At 43.6% G+C, this 24,313-nt stretch carries 20 protein-coding genes; 1 reads left to right on the top strand and 19 read right to left on the bottom strand.

Going from position 1 to position 24,313, the window contains the following annotated elements; translation table 11 throughout:
* Positions 1 to 231: 231 nt before the first annotated feature.
* From N477_RS23070 to secA, 3 genes are all read right to left on the bottom strand, one after another.
* On the bottom strand, positions 232 to 2,295 hold the full coding sequence (locus tag N477_RS23070; protein ID WP_063361419.1) for a M13 family metallopeptidase: 2,064 nt from the start codon (positions 2,293 to 2,295) through the stop codon (positions 232 to 234).
* Between the two features lie 87 nt (positions 2,296 to 2,382).
* Positions 2,383 to 2,778 carry an 8-oxo-dGTP diphosphatase MutT gene (mutT, locus tag N477_RS23075; protein ID WP_063361418.1) on the bottom strand — a complete coding sequence of 132 codons (396 nt, stop codon included), beginning with the start codon at positions 2,776 to 2,778 and terminating at the stop codon, positions 2,383 to 2,385.
* A gap of 61 nt (positions 2,779 to 2,839) precedes the next feature.
* Positions 2,840 to 5,548, bottom strand: a complete 2,709-nt coding sequence (secA, locus tag N477_RS23080; RefSeq protein ID WP_063361417.1) for a preprotein translocase subunit SecA — start codon at positions 5,546 to 5,548, stop codon at positions 2,840 to 2,842.
* A 482-nt stretch (positions 5,549 to 6,030) separates the two neighbouring features.
* Here secA and N477_RS23085 point away from each other — a divergent pair, with 482 nt between their 5' ends.
* Complete coding sequence (locus N477_RS23085; RefSeq protein ID WP_063361416.1) at positions 6,031 to 6,504, top strand: DUF721 domain-containing protein; 474 nt, start codon at positions 6,031 to 6,033, stop codon at positions 6,502 to 6,504.
* Positions 6,505 to 6,555: 51 nt separating this feature from the next.
* Here the strand turns inward: N477_RS23085 and lpxC are convergent, their stop codons facing one another.
* From lpxC to mraZ, 16 genes are all read right to left on the bottom strand, one after another.
* Positions 6,556 to 7,479, bottom strand: coding sequence for a UDP-3-O-acyl-N-acetylglucosamine deacetylase (gene lpxC / locus N477_RS23090; RefSeq protein WP_063361415.1), 924 nt, complete (start codon positions 7,477 to 7,479; stop codon positions 6,556 to 6,558).
* 77 nt (positions 7,480 to 7,556) lie between these two features.
* Positions 7,557 to 8,813, bottom strand: a complete 1,257-nt coding sequence (gene ftsZ / locus N477_RS23095) for a cell division protein FtsZ (protein WP_063361414.1) — start codon at positions 8,811 to 8,813, stop codon at positions 7,557 to 7,559.
* 21 nt (positions 8,814 to 8,834) lie between these two features.
* Positions 8,835 to 10,067, bottom strand: a complete 1,233-nt coding sequence (ftsA, locus tag N477_RS23100; RefSeq protein WP_039608215.1) for a cell division protein FtsA — start codon at positions 10,065 to 10,067, stop codon at positions 8,835 to 8,837.
* Complete coding sequence (locus tag N477_RS23105; RefSeq protein WP_063361413.1) at positions 10,064 to 10,843, bottom strand: cell division protein FtsQ/DivIB; 780 nt, start codon at positions 10,841 to 10,843, stop codon at positions 10,064 to 10,066. Before N477_RS23105 ends, ftsA begins: the two co-directional genes overlap by 4 nt.
* A 1-nt stretch (position 10,844) precedes the next feature.
* The gene (locus N477_RS23110; protein ID WP_063361412.1) at positions 10,845 to 11,753 is read right to left on the bottom strand and encodes a D-alanine--D-alanine ligase; all 909 of its coding nucleotides are present in this window, start codon (positions 11,751 to 11,753) and stop codon (positions 10,845 to 10,847) included.
* On the bottom strand, positions 11,750 to 13,159 hold the full coding sequence (murC, locus tag N477_RS23115) for a UDP-N-acetylmuramate--L-alanine ligase (protein ID WP_063361539.1): 1,410 nt from the start codon (positions 13,157 to 13,159) through the stop codon (positions 11,750 to 11,752). Before murC ends, N477_RS23110 begins: the two co-directional genes overlap by 4 nt.
* Before the next feature lie 37 nt (positions 13,160 to 13,196).
* The gene (gene murG, locus N477_RS23120) at positions 13,197 to 14,261 is read right to left on the bottom strand and encodes an undecaprenyldiphospho-muramoylpentapeptide beta-N-acetylglucosaminyltransferase (RefSeq protein ID WP_063361411.1); all 1,065 of its coding nucleotides are present in this window, start codon (positions 14,259 to 14,261) and stop codon (positions 13,197 to 13,199) included.
* The gene (gene ftsW / locus N477_RS23125) at positions 14,258 to 15,433 is read right to left on the bottom strand and encodes a cell division protein FtsW (RefSeq protein WP_063361410.1); all 1,176 of its coding nucleotides are present in this window, start codon (positions 15,431 to 15,433) and stop codon (positions 14,258 to 14,260) included. Before ftsW ends, murG begins: the two co-directional genes overlap by 4 nt.
* Positions 15,434 to 16,753 carry a UDP-N-acetylmuramoyl-L-alanine--D-glutamate ligase gene (gene murD / locus N477_RS23130; protein ID WP_063361409.1) on the bottom strand — a complete coding sequence of 440 codons (1,320 nt, stop codon included), beginning with the start codon at positions 16,751 to 16,753 and terminating at the stop codon, positions 15,434 to 15,436.
* Entirely contained in the window at positions 16,754 to 17,836 is a 1,083-nt protein-coding gene (gene mraY / locus N477_RS23135; protein ID WP_063361408.1) for a phospho-N-acetylmuramoyl-pentapeptide-transferase, read from the bottom strand.
* Positions 17,836 to 19,218: a UDP-N-acetylmuramoyl-tripeptide--D-alanyl-D-alanine ligase gene (locus tag N477_RS23140; protein WP_063361407.1), complete on the bottom strand. Its 1,383-nt coding sequence runs from the start codon at positions 19,216 to 19,218 to the stop codon at positions 17,836 to 17,838. Before N477_RS23140 ends, mraY begins: the two co-directional genes overlap by 1 nt.
* Positions 19,215 to 20,684, bottom strand: coding sequence for a UDP-N-acetylmuramoyl-L-alanyl-D-glutamate--2,6-diaminopimelate ligase (gene murE / locus N477_RS23145; RefSeq protein WP_063361538.1), 1,470 nt, complete (start codon positions 20,682 to 20,684; stop codon positions 19,215 to 19,217). Before murE ends, N477_RS23140 begins: the two co-directional genes overlap by 4 nt.
* Positions 20,677 to 22,491 (bottom strand): peptidoglycan D,D-transpeptidase FtsI family protein, encoded by a 1,815-nt coding sequence (locus N477_RS23150; protein ID WP_063361406.1) that lies wholly within the window; start codon positions 22,489 to 22,491, stop codon positions 20,677 to 20,679. The genes murE and N477_RS23150 overlap by 8 nt, the downstream gene beginning before the upstream one ends.
* Positions 22,488 to 22,811 carry a cell division protein FtsL gene (gene ftsL, locus N477_RS23155; protein ID WP_063361405.1) on the bottom strand — a complete coding sequence of 108 codons (324 nt, stop codon included), beginning with the start codon at positions 22,809 to 22,811 and terminating at the stop codon, positions 22,488 to 22,490. The genes N477_RS23150 and ftsL overlap by 4 nt, the downstream gene beginning before the upstream one ends.
* Positions 22,812 to 23,747 carry a 16S rRNA (cytosine(1402)-N(4))-methyltransferase RsmH gene (gene rsmH / locus N477_RS23160; protein ID WP_063361404.1) on the bottom strand — a complete coding sequence of 312 codons (936 nt, stop codon included), beginning with the start codon at positions 23,745 to 23,747 and terminating at the stop codon, positions 22,812 to 22,814.
* A 22-nt stretch (positions 23,748 to 23,769) separates the two neighbouring features.
* Positions 23,770 to 24,228 carry a division/cell wall cluster transcriptional repressor MraZ gene (gene mraZ / locus N477_RS23165; protein WP_063361403.1) on the bottom strand — a complete coding sequence of 153 codons (459 nt, stop codon included), beginning with the start codon at positions 24,226 to 24,228 and terminating at the stop codon, positions 23,770 to 23,772.
* Positions 24,229 to 24,313: the final 85 nt, after the last annotated feature.

Genomic DNA, 24,313 nt, shown 5'->3' on the forward strand with positions numbered 1-24,313 from the left:
AGCAAAAGCTTTTCTCAAGCGTTGCGCATTCTGAATTATACGATTTATGATATTGCGCAGCGTTAGGAGATATGTGACCCAAATTAATAGCATTAACCAACTTATTGTTAGCTTTTCATCATATAGAAGAAAAAATGACAGCGCTATCAAATTTTCAAAAAGCCCGTTTATTCCACAAAAAAACCCGCTCAAGATTAAGTCTTAGCGGGTCTAATCAGATTCAATTGAGGATCACCAAATCTTTACTCTTTCCTCTGGCTTTTTATACATGCCATCACCTTCCTTTACATCAAAGGCATTATGGAATTGTGGCATATTGGATAAAATACCAATCACGCGATACTCACTTGGTGAATGCGAGTCGGTCATTAGTCGATTTCTCAGCTCTTCCTCACGATACTCTCGACGCCAAATTTGACCCCACCCCATAAAGAAACGTTGCGAACCTGTATACCCATCAATTAATGGCGCTTCTTTACCTTGAAGCGATAATTTATAAGCTTGATAAGCAACCGTTAAACCACCTAAATCACCAATATTTTCGCCCAGTGTAAGCTCACCATTGACATGTACGTCGTCAAACGGTTTAAAGCCATTAAACTGATGAATTAACTGCTTACCTCTTGCTTCAAACTGTGATAAGTCACTATCGGTCCACCAATTACGTAGGTTGCCATCACCATCATATTTAGCGCCTTGGTCATCAAACCCATGGCCAATTTCATGCCCGATGACAGCACCTATTGCACCATAGTTAACCGCATCATCGGCATCTAAATTAAAAAATGGTGGCTGCAAAATTGCAGCAGGGAATACAATCTCATTATTTACTGGATTATAATAGGCGTTAACCGTTTGCGGCGTCATATACCATCTTGAACGATCGACAGGTTTACCTAAATCCTCGATCATTAAACGATGTGACCATTCGTTGTAACGAACATAGTTACCCACTAAATCATCCGCATTGATTTCAAGGGCTGAGTAGTCACGCCACTGATCAGGGTAACCAATTTTAGGCGTAAATTTTTTCAGCTTAGCTTTAGCGGCCGCTTTTGTCTGTGCACTCATCCACTCTAGGTCATCAATCGACTTGTCAAAACCAAGGATCAAATTATCGACCATTTTGCTCATACGCGCTTTTGCTTCTGGCGGAAAATGCTCTTTAACGTAAATTTTGCCCAGCAGTTCGCCCAACACATCGTTGCTCGCATCCGCTGCTTTTTTCCACATAGGGGATTGTGCTTCAAGTCCACGTAACGTTTTACCATAAAAGCCAAAATGAAGGTCGACGATTTTGCGCTCAAGCAACTCGGCATAATTACTTACCAAATGAAACGTGAGGTAAGCACGCCATGCATCAATATCCGTGTTATTCACAATGTTAGAAAGCTGCGTAAAATACGACGGTTGAGATACGATAATATCTTCAACGTTAACACCTATGACAGCAAAGTACTCTGAGATATCAAATCCAGACATTTGCTTATTCAAATCACTTACAGTGAGCTTATTGTAAGTTTTAGATGCATCCCGACTATCTACACGGGTCCACTGTGCTTGAGCGATCTGTGTCTCAAGTGCGAGTATATCTTTTGCAGCTTGCTCAGCGCCTTTTTCATCATAGCCAAATTCAAACAAGATATTGGTGATATAGGTTTGGTATGCAGCTCGGTTATTTTTGAATTTTTCGGTATCTTTCAAATAAAAGTCACGATCAGGTAACCCCAGACCAGATTGGAATAAATATAATGCATTGACTGTCGAGTTCTTAGCATCGTTATAGACATACCAAGAAAAAGGAGTCGTTCCGCCTTGAAGCTGTAATTTGGCAATCAGTGCAGGCAACTGGGATTTATTGGTTAACGCTTTTATCGGCGCCAGATAATCTTCCATTGCAGCAACACCAATTTCCTCTCTTGCTAACTCATCCGTATAACTTTTATAAAACGCACCGAGTTTATATTCATCACTACCGGATTCGGCCGAAACATCTTTAGCAGCATTTTCTAAAATAACTTTTAGTGCAGCTTGAGATTTTTCATGGAGTTCTGTGAAAGAGCCGTAATTTGATTTGTCAGCAGGGATCTCAGTCCTATCCAACCACTTCCCATTCACATAACGATAGAAGTCATCTTGAGGGCGAATTGATTGGTCAATGTTATCAAGCTCAATACCTGAACTTAATACTTGTTGCTGTACAACTTTGCTCGTGTTCTCAGTTTTTGGTTGCTCACTGCAACCAGCAAGGCCAAGTGCCAAAGCTACACCAATTGCTGCGAATGTCTTACGCATATATGTCGGCTCCTTTTAATACATATATGAATCATACCTCGCAGCACATTAGATTAAAATCTAAAGCAAGAAAACAATTGTAACGGGTTATTTTTGTACAGCTAACGCATCAATAATAGCCACATTAGCAGCAGGAAAATCAAGTGTGCGAAGTGTTTCAAAATCGACCCACTGGCTAGGTTGTCCTTCAAGCCCTTTTGCCTCTCCTGTAAAGTCTTCCACGGTATGAACAACTAAGCGCACTTGCTTATCGCCATAATCGTGCTCAATCGTCAGCAAATGCGTAGAGCCTTTAACATTAATACCTATTTCCTCTGCCAACTCTCTTGCTAATGCTTGTTCTACACTCTCATCAGCTTCTACTTTTCCACCAGGAAACTCCCAAAGGCCACCTTGGTGCTGCTCGTCACTGCGCTTACAAACAAAGTACTGACCCTGCTTCACTATGACACCAACAGCTACATTAACTATTTTTTTACTCATCTTTGCATCTCATAAAAAAAGCGACCTGAGGTCGCTTTTAAATTACTAGCGTGCGTACTAATTAGCTTAATTTGCCACAGCACTGCTTATATTTTTTACCAGAGCCACAAGGACATGGCTCGTTACGGCCTACCTTAGGCTCAGCTCTTGCGGCAATTGCAGCACCTTGAGGTGCTTCACCACCAACTGTTTCAGCTTCTTCATGCTGATACTGCCTTGGCATTTGCTCACTACGACGATGTTGTTCTTCAACTTTTTCAACGTCTTCTTCAGCACGCACCTGAACTTTGCTAAGGATACCAACCACATCCACTTTCAACGTCTCTAACATGTTAGAAAACAGTTCAAATGACTCGCGCTTGTACTCTTGCTTAGGATTCTTTTGTGCATAACCGCGTAGGTGAATACCTTGACGTAAATGGTCCATCGCAGCTAAGTGATCTTTCCAATGCTGATCTAAGCTTTGTAGCATAACGGCTTTTTCGAAATGACGAAGGACGTCAACACCGACTTGCTCTTCTTTTTGCTTGTATGCCTTTTCAGCTTCTTCAACAATGCGTTCGCGTAGTGATTCTTCGTATAGTTTACTATCGTCTTCAAGCCACTTAGCAATTGGTAAGTCTAACAATAGATCAGACTTCAAACGCTCTTCAAGACCAGGAATATCCCACATCTCTGCCAAGCTTTGCGGTGGAATAAAGCGATCAATCGTGCCGTTGAGCACATCGCTACGGATCGCATTCACAGTTTCTGAAATATCACCTTCTTCAAGCAGCTCATTACGCTGCTCGTATACAACTCGACGCTGATCGTTAGCAACATCATCATATTCAAGCAACTGCTTACGAATATCGAAGTTACGCGCTTCAACTTTACGTTGCGCGTTTTCAATCGCACGATTTACCCATGGGTGTTCAATGGCTTCACCGCGTTGCATACCTAGTTTGCGCATCATTGTCGTCATGCGCTCACCAGCGAAAATGCGCATCAACGCATCATCCATAGACAAGTAGAAACGGCTCGAACCTGCATCACCCTGACGACCAGAACGACCGCGTAACTGGTTATCTATACGGCGTGATTCATGGCGCTCTGTACCAATGATATGCAGACCACCCGCCTCAAGTACTTTGTCATGAAGCTCTTTCCATTTCGCTTTCGCTTGCTCGATTTGCGCGTCTGTTGGGCTGTCGATTTTTGCAATATCGTTCTGCCAGTTACCGCCGAGCACAATATCTGTACCACGACCTGCCATATTGGTTGCAATCGTCACATTACCTGGCAGACCTGCATCTGCGATAATGTCTGCTTCCTGCTCATGGAACTTAGCGTTCAGTACGTTGTGTTCAATTTTTTCTTTACGTAAGAAGTGAGATAAGTACTCAGAACTTTCAATCGAGATAGTACCAACCAATACAGGTTGACCACGCTTCTGACAATCTCTGATGTCTGTCAGAATTGCTTCAAACTTCTCTTCTTGTGTTAAATAAACCAAATCTGCACGATCGTCACGGATCATTGGCTTATTAGTTGGAATAACAACAGTATCAAGGCCGTAGATTGACTGGAACTCAAACGCTTCAGTATCGGCAGTACCCGTCATACCTGATAGTTTGTCATAAAGACGGAAGTAGTTCTGGAATGTAATTGAAGCCAGTGTCTGGTTTTCGTTTTGAATGCGAACACCTTCTTTTGCTTCTACAGCTTGGTGTAAACCTTCAGACCAACGACGACCTTCCATTGTACGACCAGTGTGCTCATCTACGATGATAACTTCATTGTCTTTTACAACGTAATCAACGTCTTTTTGATATAGCTTATGCGCTCGTAATGCCGCATAGACATGGCTCAACAGCGTAATATTACCTGCTGAGTATAATGAATCTTCTTCTTCAATTAGACCATGCTTAATGAGGAGCTCTTCAACATTCACTTGACCACGCTCTGTTAAGTGCGCTTGCTTTGACTTCTCATCAATCGTGTAGTCACCGTCGCCTTCTACGCCCTCTTCGTCTTCTTTCTCTTGCTGAACAAGCTCAGGGACGATTTTGTTGATCTGTGTGTATAGCTCAGAGCTATCTTCTGCGGGGCCTGAAATAATCAGCGGTGTTCTTGCTTCGTCAATTAAGATTGAATCAACTTCATCCACAACCGCATAGTGTAATGGACGTTGCACACGCTCTTCGATACTAAACGCCATATTGTCACGTAAGTAGTCGAATCCAAACTCATTATTTGTGCCGTAAGTGATATCCGCTGCGTAAGCTTCTTTCTTTTGTGCTGGCATCATGCCTGGGATGTTACATCCAACACTTAAGCCTAAAAATTCAAATAGTGGGCGATTATTTTCAGCGTCACGCTTCGCTAGATAATCGTTTACTGTAATTACATGGACACCTTTGCCCGTCAAGCCATTCAGATAAGCAGGCAAGGTCGCAGTAAGCGTTTTACCTTCACCTGTACGCATCTCAGAAATACGGCCTTGATGTAGTACCATACCACCTATCATCTGCACGTCAAAATGACGCATTTCAAAGACGCGTTTTGAGGCCTCACGAACTGTAGCGAATGCTTCAGGAAGTAATTCGTCTAAGCTGGATCCTTGCTCAAATCTTTGTCTAAACTCTGCTGTTTTTGCTTTTAGTTCTTCATCAGATAGCTTGCTATACTGCTCTTCTAAAGCATTAACTAAAGCGACCGTTTTGCGTAAATTTTTGATCATCCGGTCGTTACGGCTACCAAAAATCTTGGTAAAAATTTTAGTTATCATGTTTAAACCATTTCAATCTTATGTTTGTAAGCCCCGTGCATTCGCGTATTCCCAAAAGGCTTACTAAGTCCTGTTGGCGACAAAGTCGAATTTGTGCTGTGTGCCGAGTTAATTTTCTACCTATCATACCAGACTATGCGCATCTGCAAACCACCTAAGCGAAAACTGTTCCTATTTAATAACATGTCTGTCGCAAAGGCGTTTCAAGAATACACGTAATAACGCATATGATCACTTAAATATTACCCTTCGGATATGACGGTATTGTTTGGTAATTATGCAGATATGGGGATAACACAGGGAAACTTCAAGTAGAATGTATAACCTGTGCTTTTCTTGCCAGTTTCAAGCGAGCTTACAGCGAGTGAAGCAATACCAAATACAAAAAATAAGGTAGACTGTACGCAGTGCTAAAATAGTATTTATGAACGTAATAACGTGATCAAACGTGGTTACTCTGGTCGTCTTTATGGAGTCTCAACATGGCGAAAAATAGATTTGATCCTAAATCACTTTCTGAGCTTGCGCCGAAATGGTCAAACAAACTATCTAACTACGTGGAAAAAGCACAAGATATTGCCGCGCTGCAAGCCCCGTTGAACAAAGCACTCGGGCCCATTTTAAGTAAGAAATGCCGAGTATCAAATTACCACCAAGGTACTTTATGTATTGAAGCAGCCTCTGCAACGCTTGCAACTCGCCTTGGTTATTTGAAAATGGAAATCCTCTCCGAATTCAGACAATCGGGGTTTCACGATTGCAGTCAGGTAAAAATCACCACAAACCCAGAAGCCCAGCAACGTTTGTCCCAACGTCAAAAGAGCCCACAATCAAAACCAGAGAAGCAACACAAACTCAGTGAATCAACGGCTGAGCAATTAACGATGCTCGCGGAATCTGCGCCAGATGGGCTAAAAGAAAGGCTGTTAAAATTGGCAAATCATGCAAAAAAATAGAGGCTTTAAACTATCAATTAGACAAAAAAAATGACGCTTTCGCGTCATTTCTTATCCTGCTGTAACCTGTTGAGCAGCTTCCAAACCTGGCGCTGGCATGGTAACAGGTTCATCGAAGGTCACCCATTCCCAAGCGTGCTCATTAGCCATTACTTCACGCAGTAGTTTATTATTCAAACCATGACCTGATTTATAACACGTCACTTTACCCAAAATGTTATGACCCGTCATAAACAAGTCGCCCACACAATCCAAAATCTTATGCTTAACAAACTCATCTTTATAACGTAAACCGTTAGGGTTTAACACTTTGAAGTCATCCAACACAACCGCATTATCCATGCTACCGCCAAGTGCTAGATTGTTCGCATGCATGTACTCAATGTCTTTCATAAAACCAAAAGTACGTGCACGGCTAATTTCTTCAGTAAAGCTTTGTGCTGTAATGTCTAAGCCAATACGCTGGCGACTGGCATTGATAGCTGGGTGATCAAAAGCGATTTCAAAGTCGATATGAAAACCATCATATGGTTCAATTTCAGCCCACTTATCACCCTCTTCAACACGTACCGTCTCTTTAATACGGATAAAACGCTTGGCAACATTTAGCTCGGCAATACCGCCTTTTTGCAACAAATAGATGAATGGTAATGCACTACCGTCCATAATTGGTACTTCGGCGCTATCGAGCTCAACAATCAAATTATCGATACCTAAAGCAGCAACTGCCGCAATTAAATGCTCAGTTGTAGATAGACGAACACCATCTTTGTTTGTTAAACAAGTACATAATTGCGTATCACCCACAGCTTCAGGGGTTGTCTCAAAATCGACAACAGGGTCTAGATCTACGCGACGAAACACGATACCCGTATTTGCGCTCGCAGGTCGGAGAGTGATCGTGACCTTTTCACCTTTGTGTAAACCTACACCTGTGGCTTTAACAACTTCAGCAATTGTACGTTGTTTAATCATATATTCGCCCACTTTAAGTTAATAGACCGCGGAGTGTATCATAATTAACACCCCATGCCAATCGGTCAATATTTATCCTAATCTGACTGTTTTCTCAAAAACGCTGGAATATCGAAATAATCACCTTTTTCTTTCTCACCAGACTCTTTTGGTTGCTCAGCCGTTTTAATCGTTTCTTTTACCGAAGCTGTATTGGTATCAACATTAAACCCAGCAGCGGTATCACTAGTTGGTTGTGCTTCAACAGGTTTATTACCTGCGCCACCAAAACTTGGAACAAAGTCTTCATTGGTGTGGCTTGGACCATGCGTGCCTGTAGCCGCTTGACCAGCAAGACCTTGAATGCCTTTATCAACTATGCCAAATTGTGGTTTGCGATCGCCACCTAGGCCTGTTGCAACAACAGTCACTCGTAACTCATCACTCATTTCAGGGTCAATCACTGCACCAACCACCACTGTCGCATTTTCAGATGCCAATGCTTTAACGTGATTACCTACCACTTCAAATTCTTCGATAGTGATGTCCATACCCGCTGTGATATTTACAAGGATCCCTTTAGCGCCGGTCAGGTCAACATCTTCAAGTAATGGACTTGAGATTGCTGCCTCTGCTGCTTCTTGCGCTCTATCAGGGCCTGATGCCGCAGCCGTCCCCATCATCGCAGTGCCCATGGCCGACATCACTGTTCTTACATCAGCAAAGTCGACATTAATCAGACCTGAACGCGTAATTAATTCTGCAATACCTTGTACCGCGCCGTACAGAACATCATTCGCTTTTGCAAATGCGTCTAATAATGTAGTGCCTTTGCCAAGTACTTTCAGTAACTTGTTGTTAGGAATTGTAATAAGCGAGTCTACAATTTCAGACAACTCACCAATGCCATGATCGGCCGCTGCCATGCGTTTTTTACCTTCCAAGTCAAATGGACGCGTAACAACAGCAACAGTCAAAATACCCAATTCTTTCGCAACACGCGCAACGACAGGCGCAGCACCTGTACCTGTACCGCCTCCCATACCTGCTGCGATAAAGACCATGTCTGCACCTTCAAGGCTTGCCTTGATTGTTTCAACATCTTCTTCAGCTGCACTCTTGCCCACTTCAGGGTTTGCACCTGCACCTAAGCCTTGTGTAATTTGCGTACCTAACTGTACTGTTACGTCCGCTGATGACTTTCTCAGTGCTTGTGCGTCAGTATTTGCGACGATGAAGCGCACACCTTCAATTTCTTGTTTTACCATGTGCTCAACAGCGTTACCGCCGCCGCCGCCAACACCAATTACTTTTATTACGGCTTCTTCGCCGTGTTGCTCCATAATATCAAACATCTTCACTCTCCGACTTGAGCTTTAAAACTCACCTTGGAACCATTTAGTTACTCGGCTCCACCAACCATCTTCGGCATCTACCTTCGCCTTTTGTGCATTTTTGGCTTGCAGCGTTCGGCCATATTGTAACAAACCTACCGCTGTTGCATATGCCGGATCATCAACATAATCTGTTAATCCCGTGATCCCAACAGGTTTTCCTATCCTTACAGGCATCTGAAATATGTCTTCTGCCACTTCCAGTGCCCCTTTCATTTTGGCGCTGCCACCTGTCATGACAACCCCAGCCGCAATTTGGTCTTCAAACCCTGAACGGCGAATTTCTTCTTGAACTAATTCAAATAGCTCTCTAAATCTTGGCTCAACCACTTCCGACAATGTATGTCGCGACATGATGCGTGAAGGTCTTCCCCCCACACTAGGTACTTCAATGGTTTCCTCAACACTGGCCATTTGACTGCTCGCAAATGCGTATTGTACCTTCAAAGACTCAGCATGTGAGAGCGGTGTTCTAAAAATTTTTGCAATATCACCAGTAACCTGATTGCCTGCAACCGGGATCACCGCGGTGTGACGTAACGCACCATTGACATAAATCGCGATATCCATCGTGCCACCACCGATATCAACCACGGCAGCACCCAGCTCTTTTTCATCCTCAGTTAAAACTGAATAACAGGAGGCTAAAGCTGTAAAAGTCAGTTGATCAACTTCTAAACCGCATCGTTCAACACATTTTTCGATATTCTTAGCCATATCATTTGAACAAGTAATGATATGTGCTTTGGCTTCCATCCTCACGCCGCTCATACCGAGTGGGTTTTTAATTCCTTCTTGCATATCAATGCTGTATTCTTGGGGTAAAGAGTGCAGCATTTTACGTTCTGCAGAGATTGGGACAGAGCGTGCAATATGGATCACGTTAGCAATATCATCATCTGTCACTTCTGCATTGTTAATCGCAACAACACCACTCTCATTTTGACACTGAATATGTTTACCAGATATTCCCAAATACACTGAACTGATCCTGCAATCGGCCATTAATTCAGCTTCATCAATCGCTCGCTTAATTGAGTCAGATACTAGGTTAAGGTCATTTACACCACCTTTATCCATACCGTGTGCAACTTGGTTGCCGACGCCAACAATACTTAATTGATTATCAGATGTGATCTCACCGACGGTAGCCACTACTTTTGCAGTGCCGACATCAAGCCCTATCACTAAGTTTCTTTCTGCTGACTTGGTCATGCTTTACTCTTTTCTTTTTTCTCTTGTACCTGAGGGTATCTCCAGCTCACCGCCAGCCCTGTATCATAACGCAAATCAATCACATCAAGCAGTGCTCCGTCAGGTCTTTTTAACAACGGATACACATCTATGAATCTTTGCACTCTTTTGGCTTTTTCTTCTCTACCTAAATTCAGCTTGATGCCATTTTTTAACCACAACTGCCAAGCAAAGCGCTCAGATAAAGCCAAACTGGTTAACTCAAATGAATTAACCGCTAGCATCTCTTTTAATTGTAAAAACGTTTCCCAAGCTTCACCTTCGCTTCCCTCGGGTCCATAGAGCTGAGGTAAACTCGCAGACAACTTATTACTGTCTGCTTGGAATAGTGTACCATTTGTATTTAACAGGGAGTCACTATTCCAATAGGCAACTGGTTTATGTTCTACCACATAAACTTGTATTGTATCAGGCCACTGTTTACGTACAGATACACTTGCAACCCAAGGTAAGTCTCTCACAGCAGCTTGAACAGCTTTTACATTCAATTGAAAAAAGCTGGTTAAATCCGTTTTTTTTATCGCATTAACAATGTCTCTCTCCTCGGTGTAAAGAGGATCTCCTAACACAGTTAATGTCTTAATTTGTGCGTCTCTGTGCTCAACCAGCCAATCACTTACCCAATAAACACTCTGCACTAACATCAGTACAACGCCTAGAAAAAAGCTAACCCCTAATGCGCGTGGCCAATTCAGGCTTTTTAACGCAGTAAACGCTTTTTTCATATTTGCGCGCATATTATAACGTTTGCTCCAAAATGCGAACGACTAACTGCTCAAAGTTAATGCCTTGTGATTGAGCAGCTTTAGGTACTAAAGATGTTTCTGTCATCCCAGGTACCGTATTTACTTCCAACAAATAAAATTGGCCATTTGCATCTTGCATGGCATCAACTCGTCCCCAGCCGCTTGCACCAACCAGTTCAAATGCATGTAAAGACATCACCTGAAGCTGCTCGGTGTAAGCAGGTGTTAATTCAGCTGGGCAAATGTATTCTGTTGTATTTTCTTTATACTTAGCCTGATAATCGTAGAATCCGCGTGGTGTGCGCATTTCGATCACGGGCAGTGCTTGCCCGTCAAAAATACTGACCGTAAATTCACGCCCTTCAATCCATTGCTCGACCAACACTTGGTTGTCGAACTTAAAAGCATCATTCAATGCGGCAATCAAAGAGCTTTCATCATGTGCTTTTGCCATGCCAACACTAGAGCCTTCATGGCTTGGTTTTACCATAACCTCACCAAGCTCATTAATAATTGCTTTGGCATCAAAACCACTGTGTTTATCTACAACAGCATATTTTGCCGTACTGAGTTTGGCGGACTCGAATAAATGCTTACAGCGAATTTTATCCATAGCCAAGGCACTGCCCAGTACACCGCTGCCAGTATAAGGGATACCCATAAACTCCAGTGCGCCTTGCACCGTGCCATCTTCTCCCCCCCGACCATGCAAAGCAATAAATACACGTTTCACATTCAGTGAGGTAAGTTCAGAAATACTGCGCTGAGCCGGATCAAATGCAATCACATCAACCCCTTGGTTTTTCAGAGCGTCTACAACGGCCTTTCCCGATGCTAAAGACACTTCACGCTCTGCTGAATTGCCACCAAGTAAAACGGCTACTTTACCAAATTTGCTCATTGATTCTCCGCTTTTAACTTTTGCTTTGATAACTCAGTTGCAGCTAATTGCTTAACAATCTGACCAATATTACCAGCACCTTGAGTTATCACTAAATCTTTGTCCTTAATCACATCGCCTAAAACGCCCTGCAATTCAGCATGTTCTGCGACATGGATCGGCTCAATTCCGCGCTGTCTCAAACTTCGACATAAGGCTTTACTATCCGCCCCGACAATCGGCGACTCACCGGCTGAGTAAACGTCCAATAAAATCAATTGATCAACTTCACTAAGCACTTTCACAAACTCTTCATACAAATCTCTCGTTCGTGTATACCTATGTGGCTGGTACAGCATAACTAATCGTTTATCTGGCCACCCTGCACGCGCAGCTTGAATGGTGACTGCAACTTCTGATGGATGATGTCCATAATCATCCACCAGCATGACTTCCCCTGAGTCATTATTAAACGTGCCATAGTGCTGAAAACGACGCCCTATTCCTGCAAACTCTTTTAATGCAACTTGTATCGCCGTATTTTCAATATCATGATCTTTTGCAATCGCGATAGCCGCGGTTGCATTCAATGCATTGTGCTTACCCGGCATATTCAAGGTAATGTCTATGCTAGAGCCCGATTTATTTATCACTGTAAAACGACAACTTTCTACATGCTGTACATAATCAACCATGCGATAGTCAGCATCTTCGCTTTCACCATAGGTAATGGTTGGCCTTGCAAATCGAGGCAATAACTCCCTCACCACAGGCGAGTCAATGCATACCACTGCTAACCCATAAAAAGGCAAATTATGTATAAAGTCGATATAGGTATCTTTGAGCTTTTCAAAGTCACCGCCATACGTATCCATATGATCAGCTTCAATATTTGTGATCACAGATGCCATCGGCTGCAAGTGAAGAAACGAAGCATCACTTTCATCCGCTTCAGCAATCAGCACATCACTGCTGCCGACTTTGGCGTTACTACCTGCACTATTCAGTAATCCACCAATGATGAATGTAGGGTCAAGCTTTGCCTCAGCAAAAATACTTGCAATCAGGCTTGTCGTTGTCGTTTTACCATGTGTACCAGCAACCGCAATACCGTGCCTAAAACGCATTAACTCTGCTAGCATCTCTGCACGTCTTACAACAGGGATACGTGCTTGTTGTGCTGCAACAATCTCTGGGTTTGTCGTATCAATTGCGCTTGAAACCACCACCACATCGGCATCAGTGACATTAGCAGCATCATGGCCAATGAAAATCTCGGCTCCGACTTTTAATAAACGCTCAGTCATCGCATTTTGTGCGATGTCAGACCCTGTGATCCGGTAACCTTCATAGGCTAATACTTCTGCTATACCGCCCATACCCGCGCCACCAATTCCAATGAAGTGGATGGTATTGATGCGTCTCATAGCCCGGCGATATTTATTCTCTTTCACAACTTTCTCTTCAACTTGTAACTTGTTCAATGATTTCGACCACAGACTTAGTCGCATTGAGCTGTGCGCACGATTTAGCCCGCTTCGCTTTTTCTTCAATTAAGTGTGGTTCGTCAAAATATGGCTTTAAAAGTGTCACCATACTTGTCTTATTTAATTCTTGTTGCGGCATAATTAGTGCCGCATGTTCATCAACTAGCGCCCGCGCATTTAATGTCTGATGATCATCGACAGCATGAGGCAAGGGCACAAACACAGCCATTTTTCCTGCCGCAGCCACTTCGCTGACAGTTAAAGCACCAGCGCGGCAGATTATAATATCAGCCCATTCATAAGCCTGATCCATATTTTCGATAAACTCAGTGACTTTATATGTAAATTCACCTTGTGAATAACTTTGGGTCACCGACTCTCCATTGCCTTTACCACTTTGATGCCAAACAGACAATGCTCTGCCAGTCGATTGACTCAAGGATGAAAATACACTTGGCAGCGCTTCATTCAACGCCTTAGCCCCAAGCGAGCCACCTACCACTAAGCAATTAATTTGCTGTGCAACAGGCCTTACTTGGATCTGTGCGACAGACTCTCTAATTGGATTACCCACTACATCATATTGCTTGCCAGCAAATGCGTCGTTAAATGCGCACAAAACCCGACTTGCAAGCTTTGCGAGCAAACGATTGCTCAAGCCTGCCACTGCATTTTGCTCGTGAATGATAAGCGGCACGCCCGACATTTTTGCTGCAATGCCAACCGGACCAGTAACATATCCCCCCATTGCGAGCACCGCATCAGGCTTTTGAGTTTTAATGATTTGTCTCGCAGCATAAATGGCTTTGAATATCATCAAAGGTGCTTTCAAGAGGCGTTTGATGCCATTGCCTCTCAGCCCCTTTACTTTTATATAATCAATTTCAATACCGTGTTTTGGCACCACTTGTGATTCCATTCTATCTTCAGTGCCAACCCAAGAAACTTCCCAGCCCAGTTGTTTTAATTTTTGTGCAACAGCAATACCTGGGAAAATATGTCCACCAGTGCCGCCAGCCGCTACTAATAATCGCTTGCTCATCGCTTATTGCCTCTCGATGTTGCTTGCCTAGTCGACATTTTGGTTTCAAAATCTATGCGCTGTAATAATCCAGCGGCAATAGTCATCACCAGTAAACTCGATCCGCCATAAGAAACAAAAGGTAGTGTCAACCCCTTGGTCGGTAGCATACCCGCACTGGCTCCCACATTAACCAAGGTTTGAAATGCAAACCAAATACCAATTCCTAACGCCAAATAGCCTTCATATTCTTTTTGTGATTTCAGTGCTTGCTGACCGATGATAAGGGCTCTAAAAACCAAGGTCCCTAACATTAACAGCACACAAACAACGCCCATGAAACCAAGCTCTTCAGCTATCACGGCAAAAATGAAATCATTGTGCGCTTCTGGCAGATACTGTAGCTTTTGCACACTGTTACCTAAGCCTTGGCCGAACCAACCCCCTTGCCCATAGGCCATCAAAGACTGAACAAGTTGATAACCTTTGCCAAAAGGATCTTTCCAAGGCTCTAGAAAACCAACAACCCTAGCCATACGATAAGGCTCAAAGATAATCAGCATGATCACCAAAAAAACCCCGGTTAGCATCAACACAAAAAACTGCCAAAGCTTTGCGCCAGCAAGAAATAACAAGCCAACGGTAGTCACAAAAATAACAACCACAGTACCCAAATCAGGCTGCATTAAAATAAGAAAAGCATACACAGCAAATACCACGATAGGCTTTGCAAAACCTTTGATATTTTCTTGTACTTCGTCACGCTTACGTACTAAGTAGCCTGCGATGTAACTGATAAAAAACAATTTTGCGACTTCTGCAGCTTGTATACCTACGGGGCCAACCGGGATCCACCGTCTTGCTCCGTTTGCTTCACGGCCGATGATCAATACCAAGATCAACATCAATACACCGAGCAATAACAAATAAGGGTTAAAACGTTTCCACCACATCATGGAGACAGAGGTGCTTAACCAAAATAAGATCATCCCCATAAACAGGAACATACCGTGACGCACTATGATGTGATAAGGGTTATCAAATAAGCGCTCAGCAACTGGCATAGAGGCACTTGTGACCATCACAAACCCAACTCCGATAAGGCATAACATGGCGTAAAGTAAAGGTAAATCAAATAGAGTATCTGACTTTTTAAACTCAAAAATGCCTTTCAGGTTGATGGTCGCAATCATCTATAGCTCCTCAACCAACTGGCAAAACTCATCACCGCGCGCCATGTAATTTGGATACATATCAATGCTTGCACAAGCTGGTGCTAGTAGCACAATATCGCCTGCTTGCGCCAACTGACTTGCGCCATTCACAGCCTCATGTAAAGACGTGACAAGATGACTGTGCGTGTGCATAGACGAAAACAAAGCACCGTCTTTGCCAAAGCAATAAATTGCTCTACAGTACTTTTGGATTGGCAGACCAAGTGGACTCACATCAGCGCCTTTAGCATCTCCGCCTACAATCAAAATAATCTTGTTGGCATCTGCATTTAAGCTTTCAAGTGCACTCACCGTGGCACCGACATTGGTCGCTTTTGAATCATTAAAATATTTAACCCCGGCAACCTCTGCAACTAACTGACAGCGATGCGACAAACCTGTGAAACTTGAAAACGCATCCTCAAAGGCTTGGATACTGATTTTAAATGGGGACAATAGCGCCATGACTGCCAGCGCATTAAATTGATTATGCTTTCCTGACAGGGCCAAATGCTCAATGGCTAAAGTCGGTTGACCATACACACTAAAGACAGAACCCTGTGGCGTGTCTGTGAGACAATAATCTGCATTGCCCAACCCAACGCTCACTGCATGTGCATGTGGCAGAAACGTTTTTTCATCTTCCTTGTTGTAAACTAAGCACTCTGTTTGCTGATAGATACGCTTTTTCGCCGCACAATAAGCATCAAAATCAGGATATCTATCCATATGATCTTCTGTGATATTCAGGATCATCGCACTGGTACACCTCAGGCTATCAGTTGTTTCGAGTTGAAAACTAGAAAGCTCTAATATGATCACATCAAGATCACGCTCAAGCAGCTCTAATACCGAAGTACCAATATTGCCACCCAAGCCAACTTTTAATCCTGCTGATTGGCACACTGCATGAGCAAGGCTGACGACCGTTGATTTACCATTTGAGCCTGTTACCGCAACTACCGGCGTCGAGTTTAAACGAGCAAACAGCTCCACATCACCGATGACGTCTGCGCCATGTGCAATTGCTTCTGCGACATACCTATCATATAGCGGGATCCCAGGGCTAATAATGATCACATCGGTATCAACTAAAGCACCCTCTGCGAGCGGGCCAAACACCGCCTCACAATCAGGGGCATTATGTGCTAGCCAATCGGCACCCGGCGGCACAGCACGTGTATCCACGACTTTTGGCACAATGTCATGCTGTAGTAAAAAGCGTACGGTACCCAAGCCCGATATACCGAGCCCAAGTACTGTCACTGTTTTTTGCTTCAACGAATCTAAATAACTCATTTATCTTATCTTTAACGTCGCCAAACCAGCTAATACTAAGATGAAAGAAATGATCCAAAAGCGCACAATAACACGTGGCTCTGGCCAACCTTTAAGTTCATAATGATGGTGTATTGGCGCCATTCTAAAAATACGTTGCCCTCGAAGCTTATACGACCCTACTTGCAAAATCACAGATAGCGCTTCCATTACAAATACACCACCCATAATCACCAACACCAACTCCTGTCGAACTAAAATTGCTATGATCCCAAGCGCACCACCTAGAGCTAACGAACCAACATCACCCATAAAAACTTGAGCTGGATAAGTGTTAAACCATAAAAACCCAAGTCCTGCGCCCACAATGGCAGTACACACAACAACGAGTTCGCTCGCCAATGGTAAATGAGGAATGTGGAGATAATTTGAGAAGTTCACATTACCCGTTAAATAGGCAATGATCGCCAGCGCTGCAGCAACTAAAATAGTCGGTACAATGGCCAATCCATCTAAGCCATCGGTCAAATTCACTGCGTTAGACGTACCCACTATCACAAAATAACTCATGACGAGATAAAAAAGCCCAAGCTGTGGCAGTACATCTTTGAAAAAAGGCACAACCAAAGACGTTTCTTCAGGCGACGTGGTGGTTGAATATAAAAATGCCGCGACCGAAATGGCAATAACCGATTGCCAAAAGTACTTCCATCGAGCAATTAATCCTTTGCTGTCTTTACGTATCACTTTCCTGTAATCATCAACGAACCCAACAATACCCAAAGAGCCGATAACAAATAAGGTTACCCACACATACTTATTGCTTAGATCGCCCCACATCAAGGAACTGACGAAGATCGCTGCCAAAATAAGCAGACCACCCATGGTTGGCGTGCCAGATTTAGATAAGTGAGATTCTGGACCATCATCACGCACAGTTTGCCCAATTTGCATGCGTTGCAAAGCACGAATAAGCTTTGGACCAAAATACAGCGAGATAAGTAAGGCAGTCAAAATCCCTAAAATGGCACGTACGGTCAAATAGGAGAAGACATTAAAGCCACTGTAGTATTGCGTTAAATACTCTGCTAACCAAACTAACATTATCTGTCCCCACGTTCTGAGTTTGTATGCGCTGAAATAAGATCAGCGACCAATAGCTCCATACGGGCACTACGCGATCCTTTTACAAGCAAAGTGCATTGACCTGTCTCGTTTTCAATGAATTGGGAAAGTACCTCAAGCATATGTTCACGTGTTGAAAAGTGACGATTAGGCTGCTCAAATACTTCACTTGCATAGCGACTCAATACGCCTAAAGTGAACACCGCATCAATACCTTGCTGCTGGGCAAATTCTCCCACTTCTTGATGGTAAGCCCTTGCTTCTTCACCCAACTCAGCCATGTCACCTAGCGCTAATACGCGAGTACCAGGCATGTCTTTTAATAATTCAATTGCAGCTTTCACTGAGCGTACATTGGCATTGTAAGTATCATCCACCACACGCAAAGTACTGGACACATCAATCACATTGACACGCCCTTTAACAACTGGCATATCCTTTAATGCAATAGCGATATCTTGCAACGAAGTGCCAAATGGTAAAGTCAGTGACGCGGCAATCACGGCATTCATCACGTTGTGCTTGCCAGGTAACGCCAATTTCACTTGCTGAGTTGCCTTCTCAGTGCAGAGCGAAAACTCAGCGCAACCAAATTCATCTAACTGAATGTCTTCTGCCCACACATCCAATTTATCTTGCATTGAAAAGCGTTTTACAGACTGCTCGCCCAAACTCGCTTCCCACATCGGCGCAAATTCGCTATCACAGTTTATAATCGCCACCCCCTGGTCTTTAAGCCCACCAAAGATTTCGCCTTTTGCTTGGCCAATACCTTCAATAGAGCCAAACCCCTCTAAGTGAGACGGGGCTACGTTGCATACAACAGCGACATCAGGTTTCGTTAAACCGCTGGTGTAAGCAATTTCACCAATGTGGTTTGCACCCAATTCGATTACCGCATATTCGTCATCTTCTGATAAACGAAGTAATGTCAAAGGCACACCAATGTCATTATTGAAGTTCCCTTTGGTAGCTAACACTTTACCGCGTCTAGATAAAATAGCTGCGGTCATCTCTTTTACTGTGGTTTTGCCTACACTGCCGGTGATCGCCACTGTTTTTGGGGCAACATGCTGCATTACCGCTTGCCCCAACTGCCCTAGCGCAATGCGTGTGTCTGCGACAACAAATTGCACGATATCCACATCGACAGGCTCTGAAACAATTGCGGCAATGGCTCCTTTTTGCTTTGCTTGCGCAACAAATTTATGACCATCGAAATTAGCACCTTTAAGCGCTAAAAAAACCTCATTGTCGGTTATTGTTCTTGTATCTGTATTGATGTTGGCAACAGCCAAGTTCTGCCCACTAAAAGGGGCCTCAAGTACTTCTGCAAGCCAAGAAAAATTCATCTTGATCATGCACTTTCCCCCTGTAAAATTGATTTCACCAAGCTTCTATCACAAAAGCTCAATGTTTGATTTCCTATAATTTGATAGTCTTCATGCCCTTTACCGGCAATCAATACTACGCTGTTTTGATCAGCGTGCTTGATCGCATATCGAATGGCTTGCTCCCTATCAGGTTGTGACACAGCATACTCAGGTTCACTGAGCCCAGCCTTAATGTCATCTATTATTGTGTTTGGATCTTCACTGCGGGGGTTATCACTGGTTATAACTAGGGTGTCAGCAAATTGCTCTGCAGCTTTTGCCATCAAAGGCCTTTTGCCTTTATCACGGTCGCCACCACAACCAAACACACAGCTTACTTTACCGGGTACATGTTGTTGTAGTGCTTTAAGTGCCAGCTCTAACGCTTCCGGGGTATGTGCATAGTCTACAATACAAGTTGGAAACCCTGATGATCTGAAAGCTTGCATGCGACCATCCACAGGTTCTAACTTTGCCGCAGCTGTTTGCAGTTGCGCCAGTTGGTAGTCTTGTACCAATAACGCGGCAATTGCAGCAGCTAAATTGTAAACATTAAATAGCCCGTACAAGTTTGTAGTGATCTCTGCATCGCCCCAAGAAGTATCAAGCTTTAGAGAAATACCATTTTGGTCGCACACCACTTGGTGAAAAAAAACATAGTGCTGATAAGTATGTGACTCAGGCTTATGCCCATATGCCACACACTCATCTAACTCTAGCTCTTCCAACCATTGCTGAGCGTATATATCATCGATATTGAGCACTTTATATTTTGCAGAACTCTCCGTAAAAAGACGTTTTTTCGCCTTCGCATAACTGTCCATGTCACCGTGATAATCTAAATGATCACGGCTTAGGTTAGTAAACACCGCGACGTCAAAATCGACCTGTTCAGTTCTACCTTGGACAATCCCGTGAGAGGATACTTCCATCGCAACTTGATTAAAATCAGCCTGTAACTCGCTAAATATTTGTTGCAATAACACTGCTGAAGGGGTCGTATTATTCAACGGCGTTAATGCATCTGGCGCGCCATAACCCAAGGTGCCTATCACAGCACTGGGTGTACCACAATGTGCTGCTAAACTTGCGATCATTGCCGTCGTCGTCGACTTGCCATTCGTGCCTGTTACCCCGACAACTGACATAGTCGCACTTGGCATTTGGTAAAACTGCGCGGCAATACGAGCTAGGTTTTTCTTCAACTGCGTAATACGTATGATAGGTACTGACACCTCTGTTATATCAGCAGCGGCTTGCTCATCAACTAACACACAGGCTGCGCCTTGCTCGACGGCCATTGATATAAATTTCGTGCCATCTAACTGATGCCCTGAAATTGCAATAAAACAATCTCCTTTGGACACCTCTCGACTATCTAAACGCAATGCGTTTACAAATATTTGTGGACTCACTACCCCAAAATTTTTGAGTACTTCAGTTAAGTCACGCATCATCATTTTTTCCTGAGACATACGCCACACGATCTTTATCAGGTGCGACATTTAACATACGTAATGAATTAGAGACGATTTCAGCGAATACCGGACCTGCAGTTTGTCCACCATAATAGACATCACCACCGGGTTCATTCACCATTACAACCACAGCCAAACGCGGATCACTCACAGGCGCAACTCCAGCAAAATAACCGACATATTCATCGCCATATCCACCAGCAATGGCCTTTTCTGATGTACCCGTTTTGCCCGCAGCACGATAACCATCCACCTTAATCATCGATGCCGTGCCGCCTTTTTCAAAAATAGACTCCATCATGGCAATCACTGCTTTTGTATCTTCCTCTTTGAAGATACGCTCACCCGGCTGGGGCTCGTCTTGCTTCAGTATTGTAAGTGGTCTAGAAATACCACCTGCACCAATGGTTGCATATAGCCTCGCAATCTGAGCGGTACTAGCTGACACCGCATAGCCGTATGACAAGGTGGCTATCTCAAAGTCAGACCAGCGTCTGTTTGGATAAAACAAGCCTGAGCTTTCACCAATCATCATGGTGCCGGTGTCTTCACCAAATCCTGCTTTTTGGTACATGCCAACAAAGTAATCTTTCGGTAGCTTTTGGCTGATCTTTGCAACACCCATATTGCTTGATACTTTGAGGATTTCACGTAGTGACATTTCGCCATGATTGCGCGTATCTTTGACTAGGCTACCGCCGAGTCGCATCCAACCAGGGAATGTATCAATCGTTTCATCCGCTGTTATCGCGCCATATTCAAGCCCTGCCAAAATTGCCAGCGGCTTGAGCGTTGAGCCCGGCTCAAATAAATCAGTGATCGCGCGATTTCTGCGCTTATAAGGCGCCGCTGTACTCATGTCATTTGGGTTAAAGCTTGGACTATTCACCATTGCGAGAATTTCACCAGTATGCACATCCACCACCATTGCTGAGCCTGAGGTGGCTTGATATGTTAATACTGCAGATTTTAAAGCGACATAAGCGATGGTTTGAATACGGTGATCAATACTGAGATGAATATCTTCCGGTTCAACACGCTCTTCTTCTGAAAGAACCTGTACCTCACGCCCCTGCGCATCTTTACGTATTGTTCGCAAACCTTCTGTCCCCGTTAATGCAGAGTCAAAGCGTTTCTCGATACCTTCAATACCAATGCCATCAATATTTGTTACACCCAACACATGGGCAGCAATCTCACCACTTGGGTAAAACCGTTTCGACTCATCAAGCAAGTGGATCCCAGGTAAGCGCATTTGGCGAATATATTTTGCAACAGCTGGCGTTACTTGCCGCTTCAAATAAACAAATCTACGTTTAGCATTGCCGCGCAATTTGCTATTCACTTGCTCAGTAGGCAATTGCAATACATCAGACAATTCACGCCAACGCGCCTGCGCTTGATAAAGCGCTTGAGTGCGCGCTTTAAGCACAGTTTCATTATCTGCAAGTGCAACATGATCTTCGCGATTTTTTCTCGCTTGCCGCAAAACTCGCTTCTTCAATGCTTTTTCTAATGCATAAGGATCCGCATAAACGCTCACAACAGGGACACTCACGGCGAGCTCTTTGCCATTGCGATCGTAGATCATGCCACGCTGAACATGCAGCGTTTCTTTGCGAACCGTGCGCTTAGCATTTTCCTCTCGGGCTTTATCAGGCTCAATCACCTGTAGGTAGGCGGCTCTGGCAATTAAAGCGACAAACACAGACACCAACATCACGCATACAAGGACAAAGCGCCACGCGATTAAATTTTGCGATGGTTTATTTTTGTTCTTCATGGCAACTCAATAACCTGCTCTTCTTTACTAGTAGGACGCAACATTTTTAGCTGTGTTTTTGCGATTTCTTCAATTCTTGCGTGTTGTGAGTAAAACTCTTCTTCTACCAATAGATAGCGCCACTCTAGGTCTAGCTCATCTCTTTGTTGTAATAACTTATCCTGCAAAATTAATTGCTGTCTTGTTGAGTGCGTAATTTGGACAACAATCAGCGCCGACACAAATACACTCACCAACAATAAAAACGTCAACTTATTTGCCAAGAGTACTTGGCAAATTTCCAAAAAAAGCTGAGGTTGACGTTGCGCAGGCTTTGCCATTTAGAGTTTCTCAGCTATACGCAATACAGAGCTTCGTGCTCTAGGGTTACGTTTAATTTCGTCATCACTAGGCTTAATCGCTTTGCCAATGGCTTTTAAGGTTAAATCTTTATTTATTTGATCGTCCGTTAGTGGCAAGCCTCTCGGAATAGCCTCTCCCTTACTTTGCTTTTTAATAAATTGCTTAACAATCCTATCTTCAAGTGAGTGGAAGGAAATGACAACGAGACGACCGCCCGGCTTAAGGACATCTAAAGAAGCTGACAAAGCAGTTTGAATTTCTTCTAACTCGCTATTGATATAAATGCGAATGGCTTGAAATGTGCGAGTAGCTGGGTGCTTGTGTTTATCTTTAACTGGCACAGCTTCATCAATAAGATCTGCAAGTTGTTTCGTCGTTGTGATGTCAGTTTCAGTACGCGTCTCAATGATTTTGTGCGCTATGCGTCTAGCGAATTTCTCTTCGCCATACTTTTTAATCACAAAAACCATGTCTTCTAGTTCAGCCTCAGCTAACCACTGTGCAGCACTGCGTCCTGCTTCAGGGTTCATCCGCATATCTAACGGACCATCTTTCATAAAGCTAAAGCCACGACCTGCATCATCCAACTGTGGTGATGAGACGCCAATATCAAGTAAAATACCATCAACCTTGCCTGTTAGATCGGCCTCTTGAGCGACTTGCGCGATATTAGAAAAACGATTATGTGCAATTGAAAATCGACTATCTTGAGCAAACTTTTGCGCAGCTTTGATCGCTTGTGGATCTTGATCAATGGCTTGTAATCGCCCTGACTCTCCCAAGCGCTTCAGAATTTGGCCCGAGTGACCACCTCGGCCAAAAGTGCCATCAATATAAATACCATTGGACTTGATATCCAGTGCATCAAGCGTTTCATCCATTAACACTGAAATATGTTCTAATTCTGAACTCATAATTGTGAGCTACACCTGTACTCTATAAAGAAAAACCATCAAGATCTGAGCTTTCTTCCACGTCGCCACTGCGCTCAATCTCTGTATCGAGACGCATTTGCTCATTCCAACGTGCTTCATCCCAGATCTCAAACTTATTTAGTAGGCCAACAAGCATTAGCTTCTTGCCTAAATTTGCATAACTGCGTAATGCAGGTGCTAATAAAATGCGACCGTTTTTATCCAATTGATATTCGGTAGCGTGCCCTAATAGCATTCTTTGCCACCGTCTCACTCGAGGATTTGTATTTGATAATTTTTGTAATCGGGCCTCAATGTCCTGCCATTCAGATAATGGATATACCCAAAGACAAGGTTCGTTTATCGCAATGGTACAAATAACGGTGCCCATTTCTTCAGACAGCAAGCATTCTCGATACTTAGTGGGTATCGAAAAGCGCCCTTTATCATCGAGGCTTATTAGGTTCGCGCCGCGAAACATATCGCTGCTTCCTCACAAGCTAAGAAATGTACATTTTGATCCAATTTGATCCACTTTCACCCACATTCTACCACAATTGACAAGT

Origin of the sequence: Pseudoalteromonas luteoviolacea H33-S (genome assembly GCF_001625695.1) — a bacterium.
GTDB classification, from domain to species: domain Bacteria; phylum Pseudomonadota; class Gammaproteobacteria; order Enterobacterales; family Alteromonadaceae; genus Pseudoalteromonas; species Pseudoalteromonas luteoviolacea_B.

Coding starts and splice junctions, on each gene's coding strand:
- N477_RS23070 (WP_063361419.1), bottom strand. CDS start 2,295: ATGCGTAAGACATTCGCAGCAATTGGTGTAGCTTTGGCACTTGGCCTT.
- mutT (WP_063361418.1), bottom strand. CDS start 2,778: ATGAGTAAAAAAATAGTTAATGTAGCTGTTGGTGTCATAGTGAAGCAG.
- secA (WP_063361417.1), bottom strand. CDS start 5,548: ATGATAACTAAAATTTTTACCAAGATTTTTGGTAGCCGTAACGACCGG.
- N477_RS23085 (WP_063361416.1), top strand. CDS start 6,031: ATGGCGAAAAATAGATTTGATCCTAAATCACTTTCTGAGCTTGCGCCG.
- lpxC (WP_063361415.1), bottom strand. CDS start 7,479: ATGATTAAACAACGTACAATTGCTGAAGTTGTTAAAGCCACAGGTGTA.
- ftsZ (WP_063361414.1), bottom strand. CDS start 8,813: ATGTTTGATATTATGGAGCAACACGGCGAAGAAGCCGTAATAAAAGTA.
- ftsA (WP_039608215.1), bottom strand. CDS start 10,067: ATGACCAAGTCAGCAGAAAGAAACTTAGTGATAGGGCTTGATGTCGGC.
- N477_RS23105 (WP_063361413.1), bottom strand. CDS start 10,843: ATGCGCGCAAATATGAAAAAAGCGTTTACTGCGTTAAAAAGCCTGAAT.
- N477_RS23110 (WP_063361412.1), bottom strand. CDS start 11,753: ATGAGCAAATTTGGTAAAGTAGCCGTTTTACTTGGTGGCAATTCAGCA.
- murC (WP_063361539.1), bottom strand. CDS start 13,159: ATGAGACGCATCAATACCATCCACTTCATTGGAATTGGTGGCGCGGGT.
- murG (WP_063361411.1), bottom strand. CDS start 14,261: ATGAGCAAGCGATTATTAGTAGCGGCTGGCGGCACTGGTGGACATATT.
- ftsW (WP_063361410.1), bottom strand. CDS start 15,433: ATGATTGCGACCATCAACCTGAAAGGCATTTTTGAGTTTAAAAAGTCA.
- murD (WP_063361409.1), bottom strand. CDS start 16,753: ATGAGTTATTTAGATTCGTTGAAGCAAAAAACAGTGACAGTACTTGGG.
- mraY (WP_063361408.1), bottom strand. CDS start 17,836: ATGTTAGTTTGGTTAGCAGAGTATTTAACGCAATACTACAGTGGCTTT.
- N477_RS23140 (WP_063361407.1), bottom strand. CDS start 19,218: ATGATCAAGATGAATTTTTCTTGGCTTGCAGAAGTACTTGAGGCCCCT.
- murE (WP_063361538.1), bottom strand. CDS start 20,684: ATGCGTGACTTAACTGAAGTACTCAAAAATTTTGGGGTAGTGAGTCCA.
- N477_RS23150 (WP_063361406.1), bottom strand. CDS start 22,491: ATGAAGAACAAAAATAAACCATCGCAAAATTTAATCGCGTGGCGCTTT.
- ftsL (WP_063361405.1), bottom strand. CDS start 22,811: ATGGCAAAGCCTGCGCAACGTCAACCTCAGCTTTTTTTGGAAATTTGC.
- rsmH (WP_063361404.1), bottom strand. CDS start 23,747: ATGAGTTCAGAATTAGAACATATTTCAGTGTTAATGGATGAAACGCTT.
- mraZ (WP_063361403.1), bottom strand. CDS start 24,228: ATGTTTCGCGGCGCGAACCTAATAAGCCTCGATGATAAAGGGCGCTTT.